This window comes from Bradyrhizobium sp. CB1717 (assembly GCF_029714325.1).
Taxonomy (GTDB): Bacteria; Pseudomonadota; Alphaproteobacteria; order Rhizobiales; family Xanthobacteraceae; genus Bradyrhizobium.
On the sequence record NZ_CP121666.1, the window covers coordinates 2884189 to 2907215 of the forward strand.

The following is a 23027-nucleotide window of genomic DNA, read 5'->3' on the forward strand; positions in this document are numbered from 1 at the left end:
GGCGCTCGTCCTCGGACGGGGCAGCCCCTCACGGTACGCAGATATTGTGGGGGTCCCTAGGCTGGTTGCGACATCTAGCCGTGAACAGCTGTGTACGGGGCCGCTCCGCTGATTCGGACGTGATTCGTTCGGGCCGCGTTCCGTTGGTTAAGGCGGAGCGCGGCTCCGTCGCATTTTGGAACACAAGTCGCGGTCAGGCGACGCCCGAGTGTTTCACCCGCGGCAGGCGCCAGCCGATGACGGTCGCTTCGACCGCGATGCCGGCCTCGTGGTTCTGCCAGCGTCCCCCGACATAACGGCAGGCGAACGGCAGCTGATATGTTCCGCTGTGATCCTCGCACAGCACTTCGACCGGCAGGCCAGGTGGCGGTTCTCCAGCGCCATCGAACTCCGCCAGACGTCTATCGCGCGTTGCCATTGTAAAAATCTCCCCTAAACAAAGCCGCGAAAGAGCGCCCACTTCCTTCGCGCGCGGTTCAATGCTCCCCGTCCCAGGGAACAAGCCAAGCTCAACGCGAGAATGCGGTACGAGTGTGGTAGCGTCCGGCCGCTGTGCGCAATCGGCGCACATTGCTGTGATCATTTGGCGAGGAACCCCGCATGCCGCTTCGACGCACCGGCATTTTTTTCCCGATGTTGCTGCTCGCGACGCTGGCGGTTGCGCCGCTCCGCGCGCAGGACGTGCCGGGCATCGAGATCTGCACGGTCGAGAAGACCATGGAGCGCCGCACCAGCTGCCTCCAAAGCAATATCGATTTCCTCCAGAAGACGATCACCAAGCTCAACCTCGACCACCAGCAGAAGCTGGATGCGGCGGGTCGCCAGATCGACGCGCTGAAGACAGGCGTCGCCGGCCTGCAGAAGACGATCAGTGATCTCCAGGCCGCGCAGGCGAAGACCGCCGAGGATATGAAGAAGAAGCAGGACGCGCCGCCGCCGAAGGACGCGGCGAAATAGGCGCGTCGATCACGCCACGCGATAGCGCTCCATCACGTCGCGATCGGGTTCATAGCCGAGCCCCGGTCCTGAGGGCACCGCGACATGGCCGGTGGCATCGGCGTCGGCGCGGCCGCCCCACAGGCAGGCTTCGCGCTTGAGGTAGAACATCTCGACCAGCCCGTCGTCGCGCGTCGCCAGAAGGTGCAGCGTCGCCAGCAAGCCGGGACCGAAATACGGAGAGTGCGGGACGATCTTGACGCCGCGTTGATCGGCCAGCGCCGCGATCTTCAGGAATTCCGTGATGCCGCCGACCTTGATCACCGACGGCTGGGCGTGGCTCACTGCGCCCGCATCCATCATCTGGCGGAATTGATATTCGGTGCAGGCATTCTCGCCGGCGGCGATGCCGAGCCCGCCCTTGCTGCGTACGTCGGCGAGCGTGGCAAAATCCTCGGGCGGCCAGACCGGCTCCTCCAGGAACATCGGCTGCGCCTCGCCGCATGCTTTCGCGAATGCGATCGCCTGCTCGCCTGACAGCGGGCAGTTCATGTCGACCATCAGCGGAATGCCGGGCCCGATCGCCTCGCGCGCGGCGAACACCGCCGGCAGCGTGGTCTCGTGCAGCTTGATCGCGCCATAGCCGAGCGCCAGCGCCTTCCGGCATTCGCCGGCGATGTTGCCGGGCGATCCGATCCGCAGCAGGCTCGCATAGGCGGGAATGGCCGGGCGCTTCGTCTCGCCGAGCAGGCGGTGCAGCGGCACGCCCTTGATCTTCGCGGCGAGGTCCCACAGCGCGATGTCGAGGCCGGAGATTGCGAACATGGTGATGCCGTAGCGGCCGAACAGATGCAGATTGCGCTGGATCTGCTCCATCGCCGCGGGAATGCCGGCGGCGTCAGGAACCTCGAGGCCGATGGCCTGCGGCGCGATCATCTCCTCGACGGCGCTGCGCGTGGTGCGCGGGCTGACATAGGCGAAGGCATCGCCCCAGCCGGTCAGCCCGGCATCGGTCGTGACCTCGACCAGCACCATGTCGAGGGCGGTGATGGCGGAAGCGCCCTGGCGGAAGCTCGCAACACCGGCGTCATAGGGGATGCGGATATGGTGCGCCCGCACATCGGTGATCTTCATGTGGCGGTTCCTCCTGCTTTCTTGTGAGCGGTTTTGAGTTGTCGAATGTAGCCACGAACGCCCGGACGTTGCCAGTGGCAGTTCCGGCGCTATCCTCCTAAAGGGCCGCAACGCCGATCAAGCGAGGCCGGCGGCCTTCGGTGCATCATGGCCTTGCTTCGAACGAGGGCCGACCGTCATGAACCCAGCCCAGCGCGCGCTCTGGTACATCGAGAGCCATCTGGCCGAGCCGATGACGCTCGACGAGATCGCCGCGGTCGCCGGCGTGTCGCGGTTCCACCTGGTGCGGGCGTTTGCCGCAGCCACCGGCCTGCCGGCGATGCGCTACGTGCGCGCACGGCGGCTGAGTGAGGCCGCGCGCAGCCTTGCGAACGGCGCGCCGGACATTCTGTCGCTGGCGCTGGAGGCGGATTACGGCTCGCACGAGGCATTCACCCGCGCGTTCCGCGACCAGTTCGGCACCACGCCCGAAGCTGTCAGGACCGCGACATGCGTCAGCCATCTCAAGCTTCAGGAGCCGATCCTCATGGACTCCACCATGCTAGACAACCTTGCTGCACCGCGTTTCGAAACCGCAAAGGCTTTCCTCGTCGCCGGCCCCACTGAGCGCATCTCCTGCGACAACGGCGCCATGATCCCCGGATTGTGGCACCGCTTCCATCAGGAGGTGGCCGACATTCCCGCGCGCATCGGCCCTGTCGCCTATGGCGTCTGCTGCAACGGCGATGATGCCGGCAATTTCGACTACATCGCCGGCGTCGAGGTCGCCGACTTCTCCGACCTGCCGCGCCGCTTCGGTCGCATCCGCATCGGAGAGCAGCGCTATGCCGTGTTCACCCACACCGAGCACGTCGCCTCGATCCGCCGCACGGTGAATACGATCTGGAATCAATGGCTGCCGGCCTCCGGGCTGAAGGCCGCGGACGCGCCGAATTTCGAGCGCTATGACGAAAAGTTCGATCCCGCGACCGGCAATGGCGGCTTCGAAATCTGGGTGCCCGTGCGGGAGTAAGCTGCAGGGCTGGCATACCATCCCGCTTGCTTGGCAAGCCCGGATGACTTTGCCATAACCGCAGGCAAATCTTGCGTGTGGGGCCCGTGCCGGACATCCCGTGCAAGCCATAACAAGCAGCCGGGAGGGTCCCACATGTCCAACGTCCGCGTTCTCGCCACCGACCTCGAATTTCCCGAAGGGCCGGTCGTGATGCCGGACGGCTCGGTGGTGCTGGTGGAGATCCGCGGCCAGCGTCTGACCCGCGTCTATCCCGACGGCCGCAAGGAGATCGTGGCGAAAGTGCCGGGCGGCCCGAACGGCGCCGCGCTCGGCCCTGACGGCAAGATCTACATCTGCAACAATGGCGGCTTCTCCTGGATCCCGACCCGCAACATGATCATGCCGGGTCCGCAGCCGGACGACTATCTCGGCGGCTCGATCCAGCGCGTCGACCTGCAATCCGGCAAGGTCGAGACGGTCGTGACGAAATGCGGCGAGCACGATCTGCGCGGACCGAACGATCTGGTGTTCGACAGGCAGGGTGGCCTCTGGTTCTCCGATCTCGGCAAGCGCCGCTCGCGAGAGATGGATGTCGGCGGCATGTATTACCTCAAGCCCGGCATGACCGAGATCGTCGAAATCGTGCATGGCGTGCTGCCGGCCAACGGCATCGGGTTGTCGCCGGACGAGAGCACCGTCTACATCGCGGAGACGCCGACGGGCCGGCTCTGGGCCTATGAACTCTCCGCGCCGGGTACGCTGAAGCCGCGCGACGCGATCTATCGCGGTGAGCGGGGCAAGCCGATCTGCGGCCTCGGCGGCTACCAGATGTTCGACTCGCTTGCGGTGGAAGCAAACGGTAACATCTGCGTCGCCACCCTCGTCTCCGGCTGCATCTCGGTGATCGCGCCTGATGGCACCCTGGTCGAGCAGGTCCCGACCGGCGACCGCGTCACCACCAACATCGCCTTCGGCGGCCCCGAGCTGAAGACCGCCTACATCACGCTGTCGGGCAAGGGCGAACTGATCGCCATGGACTGGCCGCGCGGCGGTTTGCCTCTCAATTTCCTAAACAAGTAAACGGTGCTAGTGACCGTCATTGCGAGCGGAGCGAAGCAATCCAGGAATGCCCCCGCGGTGACAGTCTGGCTTGCTTCGTCGCTTCGCTCCTCGCAATGACAACGGAGAGAGACTTCAATGCCCTGGCCTGATCCCATCACCCTGCGCGGACAGCACGCCCGTCTCGAGCCGCTGTCGCCTCAGCATCGCGAGGGGCTGGTCGAGGCCGTCAAGGACGGCGAGCTGTCAAAACTCTGGTACACTGCGATCCCGCTGCCGGAGAACATGGGCAAGGAGATCGACCGCCGCCTCGGCTTGCAGGCTGCGGGCTCGATGCTGCCCTTCACCGTGTTCGACGCCGGCGGCAACATCGTCGGCATGACGACCTACATGAACATCGATGCCACCAACCGCCGCGTCGAGATCGGCTCGACCTGGTACGGCAAGGGCGCGCAGCGCGGGCCGCTCAACACGCAGTGCAAGCTGCTCCTGCTCCGGCACGCCTTCGAGACGCTGAACTGCATCGCGGTCGAGTTCCGCACGCACTTCTTCAACCACCAGAGCCGCCGCGCCATCGAGCGCTTAGGGGCCAAGCAGGACGGCATTTTGCGCAGCCACCAGGTCGCGCCGAACGGCACGCTGCGCGATACTGTTGTTTACAGCATCACCGCCGCCGAATGGCCGACGGTGCAGGCGCATCTGGAATTTCAACTCAACGACAAGCCGCGCTAGGGGCGGCCGAGGGACCATGGATAGATTTGATTATGTGATCGTCGGCGCGGGCTCCGCCGGTTGCGTGCTCGCCAGCCGGCTCAGCGAAGATCCTGATATCAGCGTCTGCGTGCTCGAGGCGGGCCCCAGCGACTGGCACCCCTACATCCATCTGCCGGCGGGTTTCATAAAGACCTTCCACATGAAGAGCATCAACTGGGCCTACCAGCAGGAGCCCGGACCCTACACTGGCGGGCGCAGCATCTACGCGCCGCGCGGCAAGACGCTCGGCGGCTCGTCCTCGATCAACGGCCACATCTACAACCGCGGCCAGCGCATGGACTTCGACACCTGGGCGCAGATGGGCAATCGCGGCTGGGGCTATGCCGACGTGCTGCCTTACTTCAAGCGGCTGGAGAAACGCGTCGGCGAGGGCGAGGACACCTATCGCGGCCGCGACGGCAAGCTCACCGTCACGACGATGGACTGGCGCGATCCGCTCTGCGAAGCCTTCATGGAAGGCGCAGTCTCGCTCGGCATCCCCCGCAACCCCGATTACAACGGCAAGACCCAGGAAGGCGTCTCCTACTGCCAGCGCACCATCGACAACGGCCTGCGCGTCTCCGGTTCGACCGCGTTCCTGAAGCCCGCGATGAAGCGCCCCAACGTGCATGTGCATACGCATGCGCACGCGACCGAGATCATCTTCGAGGGCAAGCGTGCGGTCGGCGTGCGCTACACCAAGGGCGGCCGCGGCGGCCAGCCCGTCGAAGTGCGCGCCAACAAGGAAGTGATCCTCTCCGGCGGCACCTATAATTCGCCGCAGCTCCTGCAGCTCTCCGGCGTCGGCTCGCCCGATCTGTTGCAGCAGCACGGCATCGCGGTGCGTCACGCGCTGCCCGTCGGCGAGGGCCTTCAAGATCACTACGCCCCCCGCACGGTGGCGCGCGTAAAAGACATCAAGACCATCAACGAGCTCCGCCGCGGTTTCTCGCTGTGGATCGAGGCGCTGAAATGGGCGACCGCGCGCCGCGGCCTGCTGTCGCTGTCGCCGACCATGGTCTATTGCTTCTGGCATTCCGGCGAGAGCGCGGAGAGCTCCGACCTTCAGCTCACCTTCACGCCGGCGTCCTACAAGGAAGGCGTGCAGGGCCAGCTCGAGGACGAGCCCGGCATGACGGTGGCCTCCTGGCAGCAGCGCCCGGAGAGCCGCGGCTATGTCCGCATCCGCTCCAGCGATCCATTCGCGCCGCCGATCATCCAGACCAACTATCTCGACGCCGAGCTCGATCGCCGCGTCATCGTCGGCGGCATGAAGCTCGCGCGGCGTTTGCTGAAGTCGGCGCCGCTGTCGCCGTATTACGCCTACGAGGATTTCCCCGGCCCCAACGTCAACACCGACGACGAATTTTTGCACGCCGCCACCGAGCGCGGCACCACCACCTTCCACCCCGGCTGCACCTGCCGCATGGGCCCGGCGGATTCGACCTGGGCCGTGGTCGACGACCAGCTCCGCGTCCACGGCCTCGAAGGCCTCCGCGTCATCGACGCCTCGGTGATGCCGCGCATGATCTCGGCGAATTTGAATGCGTCAACGATGATGATCGCGGATCGTGCCTCGGACCTGATCCGCGGCAAGGCGCCGATGGAAGCCGCGCGCATTCCGGACGCCGCGGTGGCGTGACATCTTCGTAGGATGGGTAGAGCGAAGCGAAACCCATCATCGTGCAGCGCGTGCTCAAGCCCGATGGGTTTCGCTGCGCTCTACCCATCCTACAAGAGCGATGACGTCTATCCGAGGTTGTGCCATGATGAGACGCATGACCTCCTATCGGCGCAACTTCATTCCCGGCGGAAGCTTCTTCTTCACCGTCAATCTGGCCGATCGCCGGCGGTCGCTTCTGACGGCGAATATCGATATACTGCGCGCAGCATTTCTCGAGATCCGTCGAAGGCACCCGTTCACGATCGATGCGATTGTGGTGCTGCCGGAGCATCTTCACACCGTCTGGACGATGCCGGACGGAGATGCCGATTTTGCAACGCGCTGGCGGCAGATCAAATCAGCCTTCTCTCGCAACCTCGCGTTTGATGAACCGGTCTCGGCCAGCCGCGCCGCCAGAGGGGAGCGTGGCATCTGGCAGCGGCGCTATTGGGAGCATACCATCCGCGACGAGGAGGACTATGCTCGGCACATCGACTATGTGTATATCAACCCGGTCAAGCACGGACTCGTCGATTGAGTTACGGATTGGGCTCCTTCTTCGTTCCATCGCCATGTAGAACTCGGGAACTATCCATCAGACTGGGCTGGCGATCTGTCGCAATATAATGACGGTGCCAAGTTCGGAGAGCGAAGTTGACGGAGCCGTAGGATGGGTAGAGCGCAGCGAAACCCATCATCGTGCGGCGTTCGCGGAAGGCGCTTGATGGGTTTCGCTGCGCTCTACCCATCCTACAACGCCACGCATGTCCCGTCGGGCAAAACACCCCGCCACCCCGTCAACCCCTTCCCATAAAAATATTCCACTTTACCGAAATTCGGAATTGCGGCATAGATCGCAGCAGCCCGGCCCGACGAAGAGGGGCGGTTCGCGAGTCGTTCGAAGCGCGGGCCGGGTTGCGGTGGACGCGGCAGCGTCGGCACGAGAGGTGGCGGGCAGGGCGGGTAGTCCCTGTGAGCCCGCGGCCGCGTGTAGACGAACGGCGCTGAACGCGTACGGCAAAACCGTGTGGTCCTGGCCGTCGTTGCTACGGTCAAGCCTTTCGCGGAGATGCGCGCGAGCCCAACCGGGCAGACGGCATCGTCAATTCGCGGGGTGAGGGAGGCCAGAGGGAAAGTTCGGCTCCCGGGAGAGCGCGGCATAAGCCGGCCGACCATCGCGCAGGGAAGGCCGAGTGATTGGCTACACCTGTATGCTGCTGTGCGGTTTCTCTGCGCTTCATTCGCGCAGCAGACCGCGGGTGCCAGCCGGCATCCGGCCTTCCCTGCGCCCTCTTTCCTTGGGGGTGAGGAATGAAGCAAAGCTCGGGCGAGATGAGCCGCGAGGATGCGGACGTGTGTTTGCAATTTGAATTGTCAGTCGGAGAACGACGCCGTTGCCCCTTGCTCCGGTCATTGCGAGGAGCCCTTGCGACGAAGCAATCCAGAGTCTTGCCGCGGAAGGATTCTGGATTGCTTCGCTGCGCTCGCAATGACGAGATTGGGGAAGCTGCTTGCGACACACTCGATATCGTAGGGTGGGCAAAGCGAAAGCGTGCCCACGATCTTATGCGTCGTCCGCGATCGGAATGGTGGGCACGGCGCTCTGCGCCTTTGCCCACCCTACGGCACTGCGGTCGCAATGACGAGGTGGGAGAGCGCACAACTGTCTCCCCAGCGTCGTCCTGGCGAAAGCCAGGACCCATTACCCCAGGGAGTGGTTTGATGGGCGGTACTAGCCGCGGAGTCCTGTCGATAAACCACGCCGGTATGGGTCCTGGCTTTCGCCAGGACGACACCGAGTGTGGGGGTGGTGCCGCCGGCCTACACTTCCCTTCTGCTCAAAAACGCCAGCCGCTCGAACAGGTGCACGTCCTGCTCGTTCTTGAGCAGCGCGCCGTGCAGCGGCGGGATCAGTTTTCGCGGATCCCGTTCCCTCAACTGCTCGACGCTCATGTCCTCGTTGAGCAGCAGCTTGAGCCAGTCGAGCAGCTCCGACGTGGACGGCTTCTTCTTCAGGCCGGGCACCTCGCGGACCTCGAAGAAGATGCGCAACGCTTCCTCGACGAGGCGCTTCTTGATGCCGGGGAAGTGGACGTCGACGATGCGATGCATGGTGTCGGCATCGGGGAACTTGATGTAGTGGAAGAAGCAGCGGCGCAGGAAGGCGTCCGGCAGCTCCTTCTCGTTGTTGGAGGTGATCATCATGATCGGGCGCTGCTTGGCCTTGATCGTCTCGCCGGTCTCGTAGACATGGAATTCCATGCGGTCGAGCTCGAGCAGGAGGTCGTTGGGGAATTCGATGTCGGCCTTGTCGATCTCGTCGATCAGCAGCACCGGGCGCTGCTCGGCCGTGAAGGCCTCCCACAGCTTCCCGCGCTTGATGTAGTTCCTGATGTCGGAGACGCGGGCATCGCCGAGCTGGCTGTCGCGCAGGCGCGACACCGCGTCGTATTCGTAGAGACCCTGCTGCGCCTTGGTGGTGGACTTGATGTGCCAGGTCAGAAGCGGCGCGTTCAGCGCCTTCGCCACTTCTTCCGCCAGCACCGTCTTGCCGGTGCCGGGCTCGCCCTTCACCAGGAGCGGGCGCTCCAGCACGATCGAGGCATTGACGGCGACCTTGAGATCGTCGGTCGCAACATAGTCCTTGGTGCCGGTAAATTTCATCGCACGTCCTTGTTGGTCGTCGCCGCGAGGCTATTGCCTTGGTCACGACAAGCGAACGGCCGCTCGCGGCGGCCGTTCCTGGTTCGGTCAGGCTTTCAGACCCGTTTTATCAGCGAAAGGATGACGAGCACAATCACCGCGCCGATCGTGGCGTCCACGATGGCGCCGAGCGTGCCGGTGGCGAGCGCGATATGCAGCTGCGGCAGCACCCAGCTTGCGACCAGCGCGCCGATGATGCCGACGACGATGTTGCCGATCAGCCCAAATCCCGCCCCATGGACAATCTTGCCGGCAAGCCAGCCTGCGATCGCGCCAATGATGAGCGCTGCGAGAATTCCCATTGCAAACGTCCCAAAAACAACCCCGTGAGACCGTCAATTCTAGAGCAAAAAGCCTCCCGGTCCAGCGCAGAGCGCCGGTCTCCGCCCCTTGACGTTCGTCCCCCGACGGGCAATCTGTCACCCATGTTCCTGCAATTCTTCACCTCTCTGCGCGACGCGCAGGTCCCCGTGACGCTGCGCGAATACCTCTCGTTGGTGGAGGCGCTCGACGCTGACCTCGCGGACTACTCGGTCGAGAATTTCTACTATCTGTCGCGCACCGCGCTGGTGAAGGACGAACGCAATCTCGACAAGTTCGACCGTGTCTTCGGCACGGTGTTCAAGGGGCTGGAAAACCTGCTCGACGCCATGGAGAAGGCGGAGATCCCCGAGGAGTGGCTGAAGAAGCTCGCCGAAAAATACCTGACCGAAGAAGAGAAGAAGCAGATCGAGGCCATGGGCTGGGACAAGCTCATGGAGACCCTGAAGAAGCGCCTCGAGGAGCAGAAGGGCCGCCACCAGGGCGGCTCGAAGTGGATCGGCACGGCAGGCACCTCGCCGTTCGGCGCCCACGGCTACAATCCCGAGGGCGTGCGCATCGGCCAGGAGAAGAACCGCAACAACCGCGCCGTGAAGGTGTGGGACAAGCGCGAGTTCAAGGATCTCGACGGCAATGTCGAGCTCGGCATCCGCAACATCAAGGTGGCGCTGCGGCGCCTGCGCAAGTTCGCGCGCACCGGCGCGCCCGACGAGCTCGATCTCGACACCACCATCCGCGAGACCGCCAATCACGGCTATCTCGACGTGCACATGCGCCCTGAGCGGCGCAATGCGGTGAAGCTCCTGGTGTTCTTCGACATCGGCGGCTCGATGGACGCGCATATCGAGCAGGTCGAGGAGCTGTTCTCGGCGGCGAAGAGCGAGTTCAAGCACATGGAGTATTTCTACTTCCACAACTGCCTCTATGAAGGCGTGTGGAAGCAGAACAAGCGCCGCTTCACCGACCGCACGCCGACCTGGGACGTGCTGCACAAATACCCGCACGACTACAAGGTCGTGTTCGTCGGCGATGCCTCGATGTCGCCTTACGAGATCATGGTGCCCGGCGGCTCGGTCGAGCACGTCAACGAGGAGCCCGGCTCGATCTGGCTCGACCGCATCATCCGCACCTATCCGCATGCGGTGTGGCTGAACCCCGTGCAGCAGAAGCACTGGGACTATTCGGAATCGACCACCATCATCAAGCGCATCTTCGCCAACCGGATGTATCCGATCACGATCGAGGGGCTGGAAGGTGCGATGAAGGAATTGACGCACTAGCGCCATCCCCCGTCATTCCGGACGGCCGCAAAGCGGCCGATCCGGAATCTCGAGATGGAGCGTGACGATCGAGATTCCGGGTTCGCTCGCTTCGCGACCGCCCCGGAACGACGGAAGAGAAGAAGGGAGAACCATATGCCCCAGACCATCACCCGCGGCATCAAGGCGCTGATCGACGAGGCCAATGCCGAGATCGAGACGCTCAACGCCAAGGACGCCATCGAGATCTCCAAGAACGGCGACGTCGTCATCGTCGACATCCGCGATCCCCGCGAGATCGAGCGCGATGGCCGCATCCCCGGCGCGTTTGCCTGCACCCGCGGCATGCTCGAATTCTGGATCGATCCGCAGAGCCCCTACGCCAAGCCGATCTTCCAGGAAGACAAGAAGTTCGTCTTCCACTGCGCCGGTGGCTTGCGCTCCGCGCTCGCCGCCAAGACCGCGCAGGACATGGGCCTGAAGCCCGTCGCCCACATCGCCGGCGGCTACGCCGCCTGGCGCGATGCCGGCGGCCCGACGGAGCAGTGGGAGCCGAAGAAGAAGGGCTGAATCTCTCCCTTCGTCATTCCGGGGCGCGCGCAGCGCGAGCCCGGAATCCATTCATCCACCAACTCAGCCGCATGATGGATTCCGGGCTCGCCCTCCGGGCGCCCCGGAATGACCACAAGGAAACACCGATGGCCACCGACCCCCTCGTCTCCACCGAATGGCTCGCCGCCCATATGGGCGACGCCAACGTCAAGATCCTCGACGCCAGCTTCAAGCTGCCGGGCGTGCTGCCGCTGCCGAAGGATGACTACCTCGCCGCGCACCTTCCGGGCGCCGTGTTCTTCGACGTCGATGCGGTGTCGGATCATTCCAACCCGCTGCCGCACATGTTTCCGAGCGCCGAGCAGTTCGGCCGCGACGTCGGCAATCTCGGCATCGGAAATGGCGATACCGTCGTGCTTTACGATGCCGGCGGCTGGGTCGCGGCCCCCCGCGCGTGGTGGATGTTCCTGTCCTATGGCCACAGCAATGTGCGCATCCTCAATGGCGGCCTGAAGAAATGGCGTGCCGAGGGCCGCGCGACCGAGAGCGGCGAGGTGAAGCCGAAGCCGCAAACCTTCAACGCGAGCTACGATCCGAAGCGCGTGCGCAGCATGCAGCAGCTGATCGCCAACGTCGAAAGCCGTGCCGAGCAGGTGATCGATGCGCGCGCCGCCGATCGTTTCGAGGGCCGCGCGCCCGAGCCGCGGCCGGGCATCCGCTCCGGCCACATCCCCGGCGCCCGCAACGTGCCCTACAATCTGCTGTTCGATGCCGCGACCGGCGAGATGAAGCCGCTCGACGATCTGCGCGCCGCCTTCACCGGCGCCGGCGTCAAGCTCGATGCGCCGATCGTGACGAGCTGCGGCTCCGGTGTGTCCGCGGGCGTGCTCACGTTCGCGCTCTATCGCCTGGGTGTCACCGACACCGCGCTCTATGACGGCTCCTGGTCGGAATGGGGCCAGGAGAAGGGCCCGCCGATCGCGACCGGGCCGGCGTAACCTACTGCCGCGCCCTCGTGGCCGGCGTCGTCGCAAATACCTGCGGCTGCCCGAATGGATCGAGCTGCTGCCGCAACTGCTGAGGCGGAGGACGCCGCACCTCGCGGTGCCGCTTCTTCGCCTTGGGCTTGGTCGCCTTGCTCTCCGGCTTGCTGGCGTTGGCCTTCACGTCGGCCTTGGGCTTCGCCGGCGGATCCTTCGAGGCCGTGGTGGCGGGATCGTTCAGTGCGGCCAGTTTGGCGGAGGCGACGTCGAGCGCGGAGGAGACCAGAGCAGCACTGGGATCAGCCGGCGTCGGCACGCTGGCGGTTGCGGCAGGCTTGGTCTCGGAAATTGACGCCGTGGTGTCGGCGGGCGTGAGCGTGTCTGTCGCGGCGGGCGCTGCGGCTTCCGTCGTGGTCTCGGCCTTGGACGGCTCGGTGGCCGGGATGTCAGCCGCGGGTGCGGCGACCTGCGGTGCCGCCGTTTCGGCCTCGCTTGTTACCGGGGTCGTCTGCTCAGGCTCCTGGGCCGGCAATCCGATGGTCGGCACCCGATCGCGCAGCGTTGGCGCGGGCTCGGCCGGCTCCGGCTCTGCGCGCAAGGCCGCGAGCACCGGCTGGGCCGGCTCGGAGGCTTGTGCGAACACCTGCTCCTGCGGGCCGTTCCGCCAGGAGGGATTGCTGACATACTGCTCATGGGTCGCCCGCAGCAGCGCGGCGGCCCCTAGGCCGAACACCAGGATGGAGGTTGACAGCACGATCGCGGCAAACAGGAAGCGAAAGCCGGGAAGCATCGGACGGGTTACGAATTTCCGCCCCGGCGGGTGGCGACCGGGACCCAAGAGCCATCTGAACGCGGTGACGGTACTGCTTGCCGCGTTCGCCACGCGGGGATCGGAGCTCAAAGCGGCGGCGAATCAGGCTGATTCGAACATACCGCAACGATTCCGGCCCATTCCCTAAAAATCGGGGCCGAAGCTCCGGCAATTGACGGCGCGATGCGATTTCCGCCCCGTGATGCAACGGGGCAACGGTAATCTTGCGGATCACAAATCGGCAAATCCGGCGCAAACCGGCCTGATATGTCTTGAATGTGCCGCTATCTTCGGTCATCTGGCCGTTAACGGTCCTGATGGGGCCCCGGGGCTATACAAGAGCGATGATGATCAAACATTTTCTGACGATATGCGCTGCCGCAACAGTCGCTGCGGCGGGAACCTCGCTCGTGCAGGCTCAAAGCTATCCGGTCCAGCAGGCGCCGGGCTACGGCGCCCCGTCCGAATACCGCCCCGGCGACCGCACGCCGAATTTCGACGCGCTGGACGACGAAGACGACGCGATGCCGCAGGCGTCGCTGCCGCCGCCCGGCCCGGGTGGTCCGATCACCTCGCCCAACGATCCGCGCTACGGCCGCCCCGCCGGCCCGCCGGTCTACTCCGCCGCTCCGCCGCAGGGGCCGGTGATGTCGCCGGATGATCCCCGTTATGGCCGTCCGGCCGGCGCTCCGCCGGTTTATTCGGCGGCTCCGCCGCAGGGCCCCGTGATGTCGCCCGACGATCCCCGCTACGGCCGCCCCGCCGGTCCGCCGCCGGTGATCTATGCCGACCGTCCGGCCCAGGCACCCGCGGGCGACGGCTTGCGTCCGCCGGAAGCAGTCGGTGGTCCCGCCGCGACCGGAACGGTCCAGGCCGGGCAGCCGCCCGTCGGCGCCGATGGCCGGCCGATGACGTTGGCCTCGCTGCCGCCCGAGGAGCAGCCGGATGCCGCGCCGGTGCAGCTGCCGCCGAACTTGCGCCGCCAGGAGGTCTCGTTCCAGACCAAGGAGCCGGCCGGCACGCTCGTGGTCGATACGCCCAACACCTACCTCTATTACGTGCTCGGAGGCGGTCGCGCGATCCGCTACGGCGTCCGCGTCGGCCGCGACGGTTTCACCTGGACCGGCGTGCAGAAGATCACCCGCAAGGCGGAGTGGCCGGATTGGCATCCGCCGACCGAGATGATCGAGCGTCAGCCCTATCTGCCGCGCTTCATGGCCGGCGGCCCCGGCAATCCGCTCGGCGCCCGCGCGATGTATCTCGGCTCGACCGTCTACCGCATCCACGGCACCAATCAGCCCTCGACCATCGGCAAGTTCGTGTCGTCCGGCTGTATCGGCATGCTGAACGAGGACGTCTCGGACCTGTTCGATCGCGTCAAGGTCGGCACCCGCGTGGTCGTGATGCCGGGTGGCCCGCCGCCGGGAACGGCGACCGCGTCCGCAGCGCCCGCGCCGGCTCCGGCTCCGATGTCGGCCCAGGCCGGCCCGGTCCCCGGTACGCAGCCGACGGTGGTGCCGCCGCTGCCCGCCCCGGTCACCGTGCGCTAAGCGCTTCGTCTATACCCAGCTTGCAGAAAGGGCGTGCCGTCGGCACGCCCTTTTCGTTTCAGGCCAGCTTGCGCGGCAGCGCGCTGCCCTTGGTGAAGGCGTCGATCGCGTCGACCATCTGGCCGTAATGGATGCGCAACCCGTCCTCGGTCGCGTAGCCGAGATGCGGCGTCAGCACGAGGTTGTCCAGCTTGCGGAAGGGATGGTCGACCGGCAGCGGCTCGATTGAGAACACGTCGATGCCGGCGCCCGCGATCTTGCGCTGCTGCAAGGCTTCCAGCAGCGCCTGCTCGTCCACGATCGGCCCGCGTGCGGTGTTGACGAGGAAGGCCGTCGGCTTCATCCGCGCGAGATCGGCGCGGCCGACGAGGCCACGCGAGCGATCGCTCAGCACCACATGGATGGTGACGATGTCGGCCTTGGCGAACAGGTCCTCCTTGGTGGCGTAGCCGACGCCGGTCGCCGCGCACTTCTCGGGCGTGAGGTTCGGGCTCCAGGCGATCACGTTCATGCCGAACGCCTTGGCAATGCCCGCCATCTTGCTGCCGAGCTTGCCGAGACCGACGATGCCGAGCGTCATCCCCTCGATCTCGACGCCGGCAAAGGTCTGCCAGGGCTCGCCGGCATGCATCCGCGCATTCTCGCGGCCGATGCCGCGGGTCAGCTCCAGGATCAGGCCCATGGCCAGCGGTGCCGTGGGATCGCGCGAATATTGCGTGCCGCCGATCGCGACGCCCTTCGCCTTCGCAGCCTCCATGTCGATCGCGGCGTTGCGCATGCCCGATGTCAGCAGCAGCTTCAGCTTCGGCAGGTTATCGAAGAGGTTCTTGGGAAACGCCGTGCGTTCGCGCATCGCGCAGATGATCTCGAAATCGGCCAGCGCACTGGCAGCCGCCTGCTCCGAGGCGAAGGGATGGTTGAACACGGTGACGTCGACGCGATCGGACAATTTCGGCCAATCGGCGACATCGAGAGCGAGTTTGAAATAGTCGTCGAGAATTGCGCAGCGCAGCCGGCTCATCAGCGTTCATCCATGGCGAGAGGTGACGGCGCTGGGCGGGTGGCGCCATCGTCGGAACCGGGCCATGGTTGCGCGCAATCAGCCTCGTGCGCAAGCAGCCTGCGTCTTCAAAAATCCGATAGGGAGGGAGCTTTAGAGGTCCCGGGGCTTCAGCCGGATCGGCGCATCCATGCCATGCTTGGCGCGCCAGGCAGGGCCGGGGCCGCGCATGTAGTGCAGTTCGGGCCGGTAGGGGTTGAAGGCGGTGGTGAAGAAGCGCTTCCAGAAGGCCTTGATCTCCGAGGCGAACCCGGAGACGTGCCCGGCTTCTGCCGGAACGGGAAGGGAATGGGTCTCGATCAGAGCCATGATGCGGCCTCGCTGTGCTCCCCGTTCGTTCTGACGGGCGGCGCTGTTTCCGCGCGAAACCGAGCTTTGGCCTGCTTTATTAAAAAATGGTTTCAATTGTCCGGATCGGTGGCCGGATGGTGTCCGTCCCGTATTCATCCGTGGTGAACGGAGGGAAAACGTTGCCCTTTGGGGGCGGGATCGTTACATCGGCGGCAAGCAAATTTCCTCAAATCGAAGGTTTCACGGGACCGATGGCGCGCCAGTTCGTCTACTTCATGGAAGGCCTGACCAAGAGCTACCCGACCCGCAAGGTGCTCGACAACATTCGGCTGAGCTTTTACCCGGACGCCAAGATCGGCGTTCTCGGCGTCAACGGCTCCGGTAAGTCGACCCTGCTCAAGATCATGGCGGGCCTCGACAAGGAGTATACCGGCGAGGCCTGGGTCGCCGAGGGCGCCCGCGTCGGCTATCTCGAGCAGGAGCCGCACCTCGATCCGGCGCTATCGGTGCGCGAGAATGTCATGCAGGGCGTCGCCAAGCAGAAGGCGATCCTCGACCGCTACAACGAGCTCGCGGTCAACTACTCGGAGGAGACCGCCGACGAGATGACCAAGCTGCAGGACGAGATCGAGGCCCAGGGCCTGTGGGATCTCGACAGCAAGGTCGACCAGGCCATGGACGCGCTGCGCTGCCCGCCCGACGATGCCGACGTGACGAAACTATCCGGCGGTGAACGCCGCCGCGTCGCGCTCTGCCGGCTTCTGCTCGACCAGCCCGAGCTTTTGCTGCTGGACGAACCGACCAACCACCTCGACGCCGAGTCGGTGTCGTGGCTGGAAGGCCACCTTCGCAACTATCCCGGCGCGATCCTGATCGTCACCCACGACCGCTACTTCCTCGACAACGTCACGGGGTGGATCCTCGAGCTCGACCGCGGCCGCGGCATCCCCTACGAGGGCAATTACTCGTCCTGGCTGGTGCAGAAGCAGAAGCGCCTCGAGCAGGAAGGCCGCGAGGACGCTGCGCACCAGAAGACGCTCGCCCGCGAGCAGGAGTGGGTCGCGTCCTCGCCGAAGGCACGCCAGGCCAAGTCGAAGGCGCGCTACCAGCGTTATGAGGAACTGCTCAAGCAGGCCAGCGAGAAGCAGACCCAGACCGCGCAGATCATCATTCCCGTCGCCGAGCGCCTCGGGGCCAACGTGGTCGATTTCGAAGCCCTCAGCAAAGGCTATGGCGATCGCCTGCTGATCGACAATCTCACCTTCAAGCTGCCGCCCGGCGGCATTGTCGGCGTAATCGGTGCGAACGGCGCCGGCAAGACCACGCTGTTCAAGATGATCACCAAGCAGGAACAGCCGGACAACGGCACGATCACGGTCGGCGAGACCGTGCATCTCGGCTATGTCGACCAGTCGCGCGATGCGCTCGACGGCAAGAAGACCGTGTGGGAGGAGATCTCCGGCGGCAACGAGCTGATCCTGCTCGGCAAGAAGGAAGTGAACTCGCGCGGCTATTGCTCGTCGTTCAACTTCAAGGGCGCGGACCAGCAGAAGAAAGTCGGCGCGCTCTCCGGCGGTGAACGCAACCGCGTGCATCTCGCCAAGATGCTGAAGTCCGGAGCCAACGTGCTGCTGCTCGACGAGCCGACCAACGACCTCGACGTCGACACGCTACGCGCGCTGGAAGAGGCGCTGGAGGACTTCGCCGGCTGCGCCGTCATCATCAGCCACGATCGCTGGTTCCTCGACCGCATCGCGACCCACATCCTGGCCTTCGAGGGCGACAGCCATGTCGAATGGTTCGAAGGCAACTTCCAGGACTACGAGAAGGACAAGATGCGTCGGCTCGGCCAGGACAGCATCATCCCGCACCGCGTGAAGTACAAGAAGCTGACGCGGTGATTTCGGCATGATGCGGCGGGCGCTCATCGCTGCGGTGATCCTGGTCACCTGCGGCTGGTCGTCCGCCCGCGCCGCCGACGCGGCCTTCACGCAGTTTATCGCCTCGCTCTGGCCGGAGGCGCAGGCCGCCGGCGTCTCGCGCGCGACGTTCGACGGAGAGACGCGCGGGCTCGAGCCCGACTACAAGCTGCCCGATCTGATCCTGCCGGGCCGGCCCGCAACCGGCGCGCCGTCGCAAGCCGAGTTCGTGCAGGTGCCGGCCGACTACGTCAAGGACGCTTCGATCGCGCGGCTGGCCGGCGAGGGACAGCGGCTCTTGCAAAAATATCGTCCGGCGCTGACCGAGATCGAGAAGAGCTCCGGCGTGCCCGCGACCGTCATGCTGGCGATCTGGGGACGCGAGACCGACTATGGCCGCTATACGCTGCCTTACGATCTCGTACGTGTGCTGGCGACGCAGGCCTATGTCGGGCGGCGCAAGGATCAGTATCGCAGCGAATTCATTCTCTCGCTAAAAATCCTCGGCGAAGGCGTGGTGACGCGCAAGGACATGCGCTCGTCCTGGGCGGGCGCCACCGGACTCACGCAGTTCCTGCCGTCGGAGTATTACAAGCACGGCGTCGACTTCGACCGCGATGGTCGCATCGACATCTGGCATTCGGTGCCGGACGCGCTGGCCTCGGCCGCGCAGCAGCTCGTCAACAAGGGCTGGCAGAGCGGCGTGCGCTGGGCCTACGAGGTGCAGGCACCGGCGAAGGTCGATTGCACGACGGGCGTGCCCGAGGTGACGAAGCCGATCGGCCAGTGGCTGCGTGAAGGCTTCGTGCCGGTGCGCGGGCAAAAGCTCAGCGCCGCAGAGCAGGCGCAGCCGGCCTCGCTGCTTCAGCCCGAAGGCATCTATGGTCCGTCCTTCCTCACGACGAAGAACTATTTCGTCATCAAGGAATACAACTTCTCAGACCTCTACGTGCTGTTCGTCGGCCATCTCAGCGATCGCATGACGAGCCCGCTGCCGTTCGCGACGCCCTGGTCGGCCTCCAAGCAGTTGCGCACCAAGGATGTCGAGACCATGCAGCGCGGGCTCACCCGCGTCGGGCTCTACAAGGACAAGATCGACGGCAAGGCCGGCATGCAGACGCGTGCCGCGCTCGGCGCCTATCAGAAGTCGGCGGGACTCAAGGTCGATTGCTGGCCGAGCGAAGAGGTGCTGCGCTCGATCCAGGCGGCGCGCTAACGCACGATCGGAAAAGTGCGAAGCGGTTTTCCGGAAAGATCATGCGTAAACAACAACCTGAAGCTTGACGATTCATCCAAATCTCATCGCGCTTTAGCGTCTCACCAAAGAAAAAGCCCGGCCGATGCTCTCGGCCGGGCTCTTGATCGCGGCGCGCATGCGCCAGGGCGATCAGATCAGTAGCAGACGCGAACCGGGCGGCTGACCCAGCCGTAGCCGTCCCAATAGCGCTCACGACGCCAGTAGCAGGGCGCGGGCGGCGGGGGCTCGGCCACGTAAACGGGGCCGCCATAGGCGGGACGGCTCGACGCGATGGCACCGCCGACGATGGCGCCGCCGATCAGGCCGGCTGCGATGCCGGCGCCGATGTTGTCACCGGCTTTGGCGGACGGAGCGGCGGTCACCAGCGAACCGGCGACCGTCGCAACCGTGAGGGCGGCAACTAAAGTCTTCTTCATGCTCTTGGCTCTCCTGGGAGATGGGTTCCTCTTGTTAGAGGCGCCCGGGGTTCAAAGGTTCACGCACACTCTGATGGAATTGGCCCTGCGGCTAGGAAGCGCGCAAATGGTCAATCCACGGTAAACGCACACGGAGCTGTGACGAGAAAAAGCGGTCTTTTTCGGGCTCCAAGATGAACGGCATATCCGTAGTCAACCGGTCCGGCAACTGGTGCAAACGAGCCGGCTCGAGGGTCTCAGCCGCAAACCCGGACGCGGCGGACGCGCCAAGCGTATCCGTCCCAGAAGCGCTGCTTCTGCCAGACGCAGCCGCCGTAATAGTCGTCGGCGACATATCCCGGGCCCGGCGCATAGTAGCGGGGCGGGTAGTAGCCCGGTTCGTAATAGCCGGGGCCTGGTCCGTAATAATACGGAGAGGCCAGCGCGCCGCCCACGATGGCGCCGCCGATGATTCCCGCCGCCACGCCGGCAGCGACGCCACGCTGGGCATGGGCCGGGGTTCCGGCCGTCAGGGCCAATATGGCGAGGGCAGCGACTGCCAGAAGCGACTTCTTCATCAATTGGACCTTTCGCACAAGCACGCGGGAACTCTTTGGGGCAGAGTTCCATACTTCGTTTGAATGATCAATGAACGGCACCTTTGCCGGGGGCGACCAATTGGTATGGACCGCAGGTCTGCCAGGAGACGGTGATGGGCAACGCGATGATCAATGCATTGATTGCGGCCGGGGTCATCTTTGCAATCGGCTACGGCTGGATCTCCCATCTCCAGAACCGTCAGCGCCGCTCGCGCGCAGGGGCCGGCGGTGACGGTGGGGGTGCGGGCGACAGCTATTCGGGGAGCAGCGACGGCTTCTCGCTGGGCAGCTGGTTCTCCAGCGACAGTTCGGGCAGTTCGACGGACAGCTGCAGCTGCTCCAGCAGCGACAGCGGCAGCAGTGGCGGAGATTGCGGGGGCGGCAGCGACGGTGGGGGAGGCGGTGGCGGCGACTAAGCGTGCAACCTTGATCCACCGCAATACCTTATTTTAGAGCCGTTCTAGGCTGTTTCCAGGCCAGTTTGGAATAGCTTCAAATACCGGTTTTTCCCTTTGCATCCGGCTGGCCCGTTAAATATCGATGATGGCGCATCACCGAAGGGCCTGCCGCTTCCATGATCGTTTGTTCCTGTAACGTGTTGAGCGATGATGATATCCGCGCCGCCGTCGCCGAGTCCGACGACGCCGTGCGTCATGCCAAGCAGGTCTATGGATGTCTCGGCTGTAGCGCCGAATGCGGCCGCTGCGCCCGGACCATCAAGACCATCATCGACGAAGCGCTTGGCCCCTGCGCCAAGTCCTGCTGCGCCGGCTGTCCGCATACCCACACCGTGGCTGCCAATGACGAGACGTCCGAGCTCGCCGAATTCGCCCTCGCGGCCTGCTGAAAACTTCCGCAACTCCGGCTGAGCTTTTCCCCGGCTGCGTTCCCGTAGCTGGTTGCCCTCATTCGTAAAGTGATTTAGAAGCGTTCTAAATTCTGTTTAGGGCCGATTTGGACTGCAAGAGCTGGAGTGAACCATGCAGGGCGACGCAAAAGTCATCGACTATCTCAACAAGGCACTGCGTCACGAGCTGACTGCGATCAACCAGTACTGGCTCCACTATCGCTTCCTCGACAATTGGGGCCTCCTCGACATGGCCAAGGTCTGGCGCAAGGAGTCCATCGAGGAGATGGAGCACGCTGACAAGCTCACAGCGCGCATCCTGTTCTTCGACGGCTTCCCGAACATGCAGGTGCTCGATCCCCTGCGCATCGGCCAGAACGTCAAGGAGATCATCGAGTGCGATCTCGCCGCCGAGATGAGCGCGCGCGCGCTCTATCAGGAAGCGGCCACCTATTGCCACGGCGTCAAGGACTACGTCACGCGCGACCTGTTCGAAAAGCTGATGAGCGATGAGGAGCATCACATCGACTTCCTCGAAACCCAGCTCGACCTGATCGGCCGCATCGGCCTCGAGCTCTACACCCAGAAGCACGTCGGCGGGCTCGAGGGCGAGGGGCATTGAGCTCCGGCGCTAGCCGCATACCCGGTGTCGTCCCGGCGAAGGCCGGGACCCATACCGCGTGATCTATCTGCAAGCGCCGGTGTTAGTACCGCGGGACAAGTTCACTACCAACTTCCGCCAAACCCCTCCCTGGGGTTATGGGTCCCGGTCTTCGCCGGGACGACGGCTGTAAGTCACCTACAGCTGCGCCTTGTAGCGCTCTTCCGTAATCGCCTGGCTCTCCGGCTCGCCGAGGCCCGTCTGCTCGTGAATGACCTCGGTGATGCTCGGCATCACCGAGCGCTGCACCTTGTCCGCCGACCATAGCTTCGAGCGCATCAGCGCCTTGCCGCAGTGAAAATAGACTTCGCTCACCGCAACATTCAGCACCGCGCGTGGCGGCTTGCCGAATTCCACCATGGAGGCGAGCAGGTCCGGATCGGCCGACAGCGTCCCGCGTCCGCCGACGCGCAGCGTCTCGTCGATGCCGGGGACGAAGAACAGCAGGTGCACGAAGCCCGAGCCTTCGACGACGTTGCGAAAACTGTCGATCCGGTTGTTGCCGGAGCGGTCCGGCATCAGCAATTGGTTGGGACCGGCGACGTGGACGAAGCCGATGCCGCCACCGCGCGGCGAGGCGTCGACGCTCCCGTCAGTGTCCGACGTTGCGAGCACGCAGAACGGCGACATCTCGATGAACTTCTTCGCATGCGCATCGATCGCGGGACGTGCCTTCGCGATCACACGCGGCGTCGGTTTGGCATAGATGGTGGCGAGGTCTTCGGCGCAAAGATCGGTCAACGGCGTGCCTCCCTGTCGGCTCGGCGTCAAACTACCCGATCGATTTGCTCCCAGCCAATGAAATCCACCACGACGCGCTACACCGCATCGGCCGGCACAAAGCAGCTGATGATGATGGTGCCGCGATGGTGGACGTACCAGACCACGGCCTGACCCACAGGATTGCCCTGATCGCGGATGATGGCGCGTTCGGGGACCTCCATCCACTGACCCTCGATCGGCACCCAATAGGTGCCGCCGCGTACGTCGTATTCGGTGCGATGGCCGTCGGAGATGTCGCAACAGGGCACGCCGTTCGGCGCGATCACGCTCTTGAACCAGGCGCGAATGTCGGGTGGGACGTGATCGTATTGCCCGTTGTCGAATGCGAACGCGGCGCTCGTCAGCGCGGCCAGCCAGACGCACAGTGCGAGCCTGTGCATGCGATCTTCCTCCTCGCGCATCGTTCATTGGCGCGCGACTGTCCCGCGCGTCGATTCGTATCGTTGACGCGATTAAGCCTGAGCTGCCGCCGCATTGCATGCTCAAATAATATGCG

25 protein-coding genes and 1 pseudogene are annotated in these 23027 nt (G+C 64.7%); 15 read left to right on the forward strand and 11 right to left on the reverse strand.

Annotation, left to right across the window (positions count from 1 at the left end; genetic code table 11):
* Positions 1 to 193: 193 nt before the first annotated feature.
* A complete protein-coding gene (locus QA649_RS13595) occupies positions 194 to 418 on the reverse strand; it encodes a hypothetical protein (protein ID WP_211406954.1) in 225 nt (74 codons plus the stop codon).
* Positions 419 to 600: 182 nt separating this feature from the next.
* On the opposite strand from QA649_RS13595, the gene QA649_RS13600 reads away from it, so the two are divergent.
* Positions 601 to 957, forward strand: a complete 357-nt coding sequence (locus QA649_RS13600) for a hypothetical protein (RefSeq protein WP_283024634.1) — start codon at positions 601 to 603, stop codon at positions 955 to 957.
* A gap of 9 nt (positions 958 to 966) precedes the next feature.
* Here QA649_RS13600 and QA649_RS13605 read toward each other — a convergent pair whose 3' ends face one another.
* Complete coding sequence (locus QA649_RS13605) at positions 967 to 2070, reverse strand: mandelate racemase/muconate lactonizing enzyme family protein (RefSeq protein WP_283024635.1); 1104 nt, start codon at positions 2068 to 2070, stop codon at positions 967 to 969.
* Positions 2071 to 2248: 178 nt separating this feature from the next.
* Between QA649_RS13605 and QA649_RS13610 the strand changes: the two genes are divergently transcribed.
* The 5 genes and pseudogenes from QA649_RS13610 (at position 2249) to QA649_RS13630 (ending at position 7197) form a co-directional block, all read left to right on the forward strand.
* A complete protein-coding gene (locus QA649_RS13610; RefSeq protein ID WP_283024636.1) occupies positions 2249 to 3082 on the forward strand; it encodes an AraC family transcriptional regulator in 834 nt (277 codons plus the stop codon).
* A gap of 135 nt (positions 3083 to 3217) precedes the next feature.
* Complete coding sequence (locus QA649_RS13615) at positions 3218 to 4144, forward strand: SMP-30/gluconolactonase/LRE family protein (RefSeq protein WP_283024637.1); 927 nt, start codon at positions 3218 to 3220, stop codon at positions 4142 to 4144.
* A gap of 117 nt (positions 4145 to 4261) precedes the next feature.
* Positions 4262 to 4855 (forward strand): GNAT family protein, encoded by a 594-nt coding sequence (locus QA649_RS13620; RefSeq protein ID WP_283024638.1) that lies wholly within the window; start codon positions 4262 to 4264, stop codon positions 4853 to 4855.
* A gap of 16 nt (positions 4856 to 4871) precedes the next feature.
* Positions 4872 to 6518 carry a GMC family oxidoreductase N-terminal domain-containing protein gene (locus tag QA649_RS13625; RefSeq protein WP_283024639.1) on the forward strand — a complete coding sequence of 549 codons (1647 nt, stop codon included), beginning with the start codon at positions 4872 to 4874 and terminating at the stop codon, positions 6516 to 6518.
* A gap of 136 nt (positions 6519 to 6654) precedes the next feature.
* A pseudogene (locus QA649_RS13630) lies at positions 6655 to 7197 on the forward strand (transposase).
* Positions 7198 to 8360: 1163 nt separating this feature from the next.
* Here the strand turns inward: QA649_RS13630 and QA649_RS13635 are convergent.
* Both QA649_RS13635 and QA649_RS13640 read right to left on the reverse strand, forming a co-directional pair.
* Positions 8361 to 9203: a MoxR family ATPase gene (locus QA649_RS13635; RefSeq protein WP_283024640.1), complete on the reverse strand. Its 843-nt coding sequence runs from the start codon at positions 9201 to 9203 to the stop codon at positions 8361 to 8363.
* Positions 9204 to 9298: 95 nt separating this feature from the next.
* On the reverse strand, positions 9299 to 9544 hold the full coding sequence (locus QA649_RS13640; RefSeq protein WP_018641029.1) for a GlsB/YeaQ/YmgE family stress response membrane protein: 246 nt from the start codon (positions 9542 to 9544) through the stop codon (positions 9299 to 9301).
* 123 nt (positions 9545 to 9667) lie between these two features.
* Between QA649_RS13640 and QA649_RS13645 the strand changes: the two genes are divergently transcribed.
* The 3 genes from QA649_RS13645 (at position 9668) to sseA (ending at position 12372) form a co-directional block, all read left to right on the forward strand.
* On the forward strand, positions 9668 to 10843 hold the full coding sequence (locus QA649_RS13645) for a VWA domain-containing protein (RefSeq protein WP_283024641.1): 1176 nt from the start codon (positions 9668 to 9670) through the stop codon (positions 10841 to 10843).
* Positions 10844 to 10978: 135 nt separating this feature from the next.
* Positions 10979 to 11392 (forward strand): rhodanese-like domain-containing protein, encoded by a 414-nt coding sequence (locus tag QA649_RS13650; protein ID WP_212431872.1) that lies wholly within the window; start codon positions 10979 to 10981, stop codon positions 11390 to 11392.
* Between the two features lie 128 nt (positions 11393 to 11520).
* Complete coding sequence (gene sseA, locus QA649_RS13655) at positions 11521 to 12372, forward strand: 3-mercaptopyruvate sulfurtransferase (protein WP_283024642.1); 852 nt, start codon at positions 11521 to 11523, stop codon at positions 12370 to 12372.
* A 1-nt stretch (position 12373) separates the two neighbouring features.
* Here sseA and QA649_RS13660 read toward each other — a convergent pair whose 3' ends face one another.
* A complete protein-coding gene (locus tag QA649_RS13660) occupies positions 12374 to 13147 on the reverse strand; it encodes a hypothetical protein (protein ID WP_283024643.1) in 774 nt (257 codons plus the stop codon).
* A 368-nt stretch (positions 13148 to 13515) separates the two neighbouring features.
* Here QA649_RS13660 and QA649_RS13665 point away from each other — a divergent pair, with 368 nt between their 5' ends.
* Positions 13516 to 14718 carry a L,D-transpeptidase gene (locus QA649_RS13665; RefSeq protein WP_283024644.1) on the forward strand — a complete coding sequence of 401 codons (1203 nt, stop codon included), beginning with the start codon at positions 13516 to 13518 and terminating at the stop codon, positions 14716 to 14718.
* 58 nt (positions 14719 to 14776) lie between these two features.
* Here QA649_RS13665 and QA649_RS13670 read toward each other — a convergent pair whose 3' ends face one another.
* Positions 14777 to 15739 (reverse strand): D-2-hydroxyacid dehydrogenase family protein, encoded by a 963-nt coding sequence (locus tag QA649_RS13670; RefSeq protein ID WP_283024645.1) that lies wholly within the window; start codon positions 15737 to 15739, stop codon positions 14777 to 14779.
* Positions 15740 to 15871: 132 nt separating this feature from the next.
* Positions 15872 to 16087, reverse strand: coding sequence for a hypothetical protein (locus tag QA649_RS13675; RefSeq protein ID WP_260388897.1), 216 nt, complete (start codon positions 16085 to 16087; stop codon positions 15872 to 15874).
* Positions 16088 to 16320: 233 nt separating this feature from the next.
* Between QA649_RS13675 and ettA the strand changes: the two genes are divergently transcribed.
* Together ettA and QA649_RS13685 are read left to right on the forward strand one after the other, a co-directional pair.
* Positions 16321 to 17970, forward strand: a complete 1650-nt coding sequence (gene ettA / locus QA649_RS13680) for an energy-dependent translational throttle protein EttA (RefSeq protein WP_283024646.1) — start codon at positions 16321 to 16323, stop codon at positions 17968 to 17970.
* A gap of 7 nt (positions 17971 to 17977) precedes the next feature.
* Positions 17978 to 19204, forward strand: coding sequence for a lytic murein transglycosylase (locus tag QA649_RS13685; RefSeq protein WP_283024647.1), 1227 nt, complete (start codon positions 17978 to 17980; stop codon positions 19202 to 19204).
* Positions 19205 to 19380: 176 nt separating this feature from the next.
* Here QA649_RS13685 and QA649_RS13690 read toward each other — a convergent pair whose 3' ends face one another.
* Entirely contained in the window at positions 19381 to 19662 is a 282-nt protein-coding gene (locus tag QA649_RS13690; protein ID WP_283024648.1) for a hypothetical protein, read from the reverse strand.
* A 236-nt stretch (positions 19663 to 19898) separates the two neighbouring features.
* Positions 19899 to 20219 (reverse strand): hypothetical protein, encoded by a 321-nt coding sequence (locus QA649_RS13695; protein WP_283024649.1) that lies wholly within the window; start codon positions 20217 to 20219, stop codon positions 19899 to 19901.
* A gap of 134 nt (positions 20220 to 20353) precedes the next feature.
* On the opposite strand from QA649_RS13695, the gene QA649_RS13700 reads away from it, so the two are divergent.
* The 3 genes from QA649_RS13700 (at position 20354) to bfr (ending at position 21709) form a co-directional block, all read left to right on the forward strand.
* Positions 20354 to 20656: a hypothetical protein gene (locus tag QA649_RS13700; protein WP_283024650.1), complete on the forward strand. Its 303-nt coding sequence runs from the start codon at positions 20354 to 20356 to the stop codon at positions 20654 to 20656.
* Between the two features lie 158 nt (positions 20657 to 20814).
* Complete coding sequence (locus tag QA649_RS13705; protein WP_283024651.1) at positions 20815 to 21087, forward strand: (2Fe-2S)-binding protein; 273 nt, start codon at positions 20815 to 20817, stop codon at positions 21085 to 21087.
* 133 nt (positions 21088 to 21220) lie between these two features.
* The gene (gene bfr / locus QA649_RS13710; protein WP_011089420.1) at positions 21221 to 21709 is read left to right on the forward strand and encodes a bacterioferritin; all 489 of its coding nucleotides are present in this window, start codon (positions 21221 to 21223) and stop codon (positions 21707 to 21709) included.
* 177 nt (positions 21710 to 21886) lie between these two features.
* Here the strand turns inward: bfr and QA649_RS13715 are convergent, their stop codons facing one another.
* Positions 21887 to 22489 carry an MSMEG_1061 family FMN-dependent PPOX-type flavoprotein gene (locus QA649_RS13715; RefSeq protein WP_283024652.1) on the reverse strand — a complete coding sequence of 201 codons (603 nt, stop codon included), beginning with the start codon at positions 22487 to 22489 and terminating at the stop codon, positions 21887 to 21889.
* 77 nt (positions 22490 to 22566) lie between these two features.
* Positions 22567 to 22911 carry a hypothetical protein gene (locus QA649_RS13720; protein WP_026311703.1) on the reverse strand — a complete coding sequence of 115 codons (345 nt, stop codon included), beginning with the start codon at positions 22909 to 22911 and terminating at the stop codon, positions 22567 to 22569.
* Positions 22912 to 23027 lie beyond the last annotated feature (116 nt).